Source organism: Myxococcus sp. AM011, assembly GCF_013372595.1.
Classification (GTDB): domain Bacteria; phylum Myxococcota; class Myxococcia; order Myxococcales; family Myxococcaceae; genus Myxococcus; species Myxococcus eversor.
The window spans coordinates 1-2513 of record NZ_JABXEM010000504.1; the positions used below are offsets into that span (position 1 = coordinate 1).

Consider the following 2513-nt stretch of genomic DNA (forward strand, 5'->3'; position numbering starts at 1 on the left):
GGGGAGGGGGCTCGGCGGCCCAGGCGGAGGCGCCGCCCACGAGGCCAAGCGCGAGGGCGAGAGCGCGAAGCGACACGTTCACCGGCGGGCCCCTACCGCGCTTCAGTGGAGGTGGCGGCAGGAGGGCTTGCGCCCGCTTCGCCGTCGATGCGGGGCGCCGAGTCGCGCGACAGCTCGATGTCGTAGCGCACCGCGGGCCGGTCCTTCATGTCCAGCGTGAGGCCGCCCTGCTCGAAGCCCACCACGCGCACCGAGGACACCTTTCCTGGCTCCGCGTTGAAGGTGTAGCTGGATTGCACCTTGAACTTGTAGCCCTCCAGGTAGCTGAAGACGCCGAAGCCGCCGCCTCGATAGACGAGTCGCACCGCGAGCTGGTGCTGTCCCGGGACGATGCGCCCGTTGAAGACCTCGAACTGCTCGCGCTTGCTCAGCTCTTCGCCCTGGATGTCGACCTGCGTGAAGATGGGCGCGCCGTCCAGCGCGTACGTCACCGACTCCAGGATGAAGGAGCTGCCCATCTCGTTCTTGTGGACGATGAGCGCGCGAGCGCCGGTGGTGACGTCTCCGCCCAGCACCGTCTCCTGCAGCAACAGGAGCCGCGCCTTGGAGCGGTAGATCTTCTCCTTCAAGTCGACGACCTGCTCCTCCAGCGTCTTCACCCGCGCGTTGAAGGCTTCATCCGCGGTGCTGTCTGCCTCGGTGGAGGCCGCCGGAGTGCTCGCGGCAGCGGCGGGCGCCGAGGAACGCGACTCCTGCGCGAGCGCCGCCCCACAGAGGGTGGCGCTCACGAGCGCGAGGAGGCGAAGGGTGGCGGATGCGACACGCACTGTGCGACCTCAGGAGGCGGACGGCCCGGCCCGTCGGCAGCAGGTTGTAACACCCTTGACCGCGGGGCGTCTTCTCACCCGCGGTACGGGAGTTGACTGCCCGGCTGCTCCCGGCTCAGCCGCCCTTCTTGAGCTCCGTGAGCACCAGCTTCGCCACGGCCTTGAGCGTGTCGAACACGCCCACGCCCGTCGGCGCCACGGCCTGGTACTCGGGGATGTTGCGCGCGTTGATGGCCTTGCGCATCTCCTCCATCGACACCGCGTTGGGCAGGTCCCGCTTGTTGTACTGGAGGACGTAGGGAATCTTGTTCAGGTCGTAGCCCTGCTCGGCCAGGTTGATGCGCAGGTTCTCGAGCGACTCCATGTTCGCCTCCATGCGCTCGATCTGACTGTCGGCCACGAACACGACGCCGTCCACGCCCTTGAGGATGAGCTTGCGGCTGGCGTCGTAGAACACCTGGCCGGGCACCGTGTAGAGGTGGAAGCGCGTCTTGAAGCCGCGAATCTCACCGAGCGACAGCGGCAGGAAGTCGAAGAAGAGCGTGCGGTCCGTCTCGGTGGAGAGGGAGATGAGCTTGCCCTTCGTCTCGGCCGCCGTCTTGTTGTAGATGTACTGGAGGTTGGTCGTCTTCCCGCAGAGACCCGGCCCGTAATAGACAATCTTGCAGTTGATTTCGCGGGATGAGTAGTTGATGAAGGACATGGCTTCCCGGGTTACTCGCTGAAGAGGTTGTCGATATCGTCGTCGGAGATCTCGGCGAACGGCGACCCGGCACCCGGGGCGTCCGTCTTCTTCACCAGACTCTCGAAGATCTTCGTGAGCTCGTCGCTGGCCTTCTTGATGCGAAGGCGGACGAGGCCGAGGCTGGTGCGGTTGTCGAAGATGACGACCAGCACGACCCGGCTGCCGACGATGGTCATGTAGAGCGAGTCCTTCGCCCCCTCATGGAACTGGTTGGGGAACTCGTTCTCACCGATCAGCTTGGCGAGTCCGCCCATCGCCGCCACGTTGCCGGCCGTCAGCGAGGCCAGGGACGTGGTGTCGATGTTCTGCGTCTGCCCGGCCGAGGAGATGAGTTGCCCGTTCTTGTCGACGAGGAACACCACCTTCGCGTTCGCGTCCTTGGTGAGCCGGTCGCAAACGGCGTTGATCTTGGTGAACTCCTCTTCGTACATCACCAGTTGCGTGCCCATGGGCGTATGCGCTCCTCAGCGTTCGCTCGCCCGCCTCACGGCAACACCCCGATTGTTTCTGGAGTGAATCCCGGAGGTTAGACGAGGCGCTACCGACGGTGAGGATGCTTAGCAAAGCCCCTCCACTCCAGCAAGAAGCCATCCGCGCGTCGGGGTGAGAACACGCCCGCGCCCCAGCCCCCGCCACCCAGGGGGTTGCCGTCAAGCACCTTGGAGGGCTTTCTGGAGGCCCGGTGGGGGCTGGTTTGGGAGTGCTCGCGGCTTTCTCTATACTCCGCCGGGCTTTGACGCCCCCACGCCCCCTTGCTCCCATCCTGGCGCGTCTGGCGCCCTTGCTGTTGGTGCTGGTCGGCTCCCCGTCCGCCCGGGCGGAGGAGGTGCGCGAGCGTGCCTCGCTGCGCCTGCGCTATGGCGTGGCCCTCCGGAACGGCGCCCAGGCGGATGTAGGGCCTGGGCTTACGTATGACGGCTTCACTCCGAATGATCTGGCGG

3 protein-coding genes are annotated in these 2513 nt (G+C 66.0%); all 3 read right to left on the reverse strand.

All coding sequences use genetic code 11. From position 1 onward, the window contains the following. Positions 1-92: 92 nt before the first annotated feature. The 3 genes from HUW62_RS46735 to mglB all read right to left on the reverse strand — a co-directional run bounded on the left by HUW62_RS46735 (position 93) and on the right by mglB (position 2021). A complete protein-coding gene (locus HUW62_RS46735; RefSeq protein WP_176438136.1) occupies positions 93-827 on the reverse strand; it encodes a dihydrolipoamide acetyltransferase in 735 nt (244 codons plus the stop codon). Positions 828-942: 115 nt separating this feature from the next. Then, positions 943-1530: a gliding-motility regulator Ras-like GTPase MglA gene (gene mglA / locus HUW62_RS46740; RefSeq protein ID WP_163866755.1), complete on the reverse strand. Its 588-nt coding sequence runs from the start codon at positions 1528-1530 to the stop codon at positions 943-945. Positions 1531-1541: 11 nt separating this feature from the next. Beyond that, complete coding sequence (gene mglB / locus HUW62_RS46745) at positions 1542-2021, reverse strand: gliding-motility regulator GTPase-activating protein MglB (RefSeq protein ID WP_163866756.1); 480 nt, start codon at positions 2019-2021, stop codon at positions 1542-1544. Between the last annotated feature and the right edge of the window lie 492 nt (positions 2022-2513).